The sequence below is a fragment of the Rhizobium sp. Root483D2 genome (assembly GCF_001426685.1).
GTDB lineage: Bacteria > Pseudomonadota > Alphaproteobacteria > Rhizobiales > Rhizobiaceae > Pararhizobium > Pararhizobium qamdonense.
In genome coordinates this window covers 77,564-78,143 of sequence record NZ_LMFB01000043.1, presented here as the reverse complement: position 1 = coordinate 78,143, position 580 = coordinate 77,564, and the positions used below count along the sequence as shown (strand labels likewise).

Sequence of the window (580 nt, the reverse complement as noted above, 5' to 3'; positions counted from 1 at the left end):
CGATCTGTCGGCAGCGCAGACGGCAACCGATTATTTCATCATCGACTGGATCGCGATTGGCTCCCCGTCGCCGGGTGCTTCCCGGTCGGAATTGTTGTTCGAACAGCAGGCACGTGCCTCTGGCGATGCAGCCAACGCGCTTGAAATCACCGGACTTCAGTCATCGTTAGTCGATGCGCAGGGCGATATCACCTCGCTCGCCTCCGGCGTCTCAGCGTTGGAAACCAACGTCACAAACCTGGAGGACGGGGTTGCCGCGCAAGCGCAGGCGCTGACCGCACTTGAAGCTGACGTTGACGGCAAGGCAAGTGCGGACGCACTCAGCCAGTTGACTGCCGAAGTCTTGGCGATCGGCAGCGGCGTCGTCAGCCAGAGCGAAGCCGTCACAGCGGTTCGCAACAGCCTGTTTCCGTTGGCGTCCGAGATGATCGATCAGGACTTTGCCAATTTCCTCGGCGATCAGAAAGGACTGGAAGCGACGGCTAGGGCAGAGCAGTCGCTTACCACCAGGATCGAAAGCAACCAAAGCTCGCTTGAGATCGTGGCTCAGGCCTTGACGCTGGTTCAGGCGTCGTTACCA

The 580-nt window shown here is 59.8% G+C and carries 1 protein-coding gene; it reads left to right on the top strand.

Annotated elements, in window-relative coordinates:
* A partial coding sequence (locus ASD32_RS30180; RefSeq protein WP_162252709.1) for a hypothetical protein occupies positions 1–580 on the top strand: 580 nt, incomplete at both ends.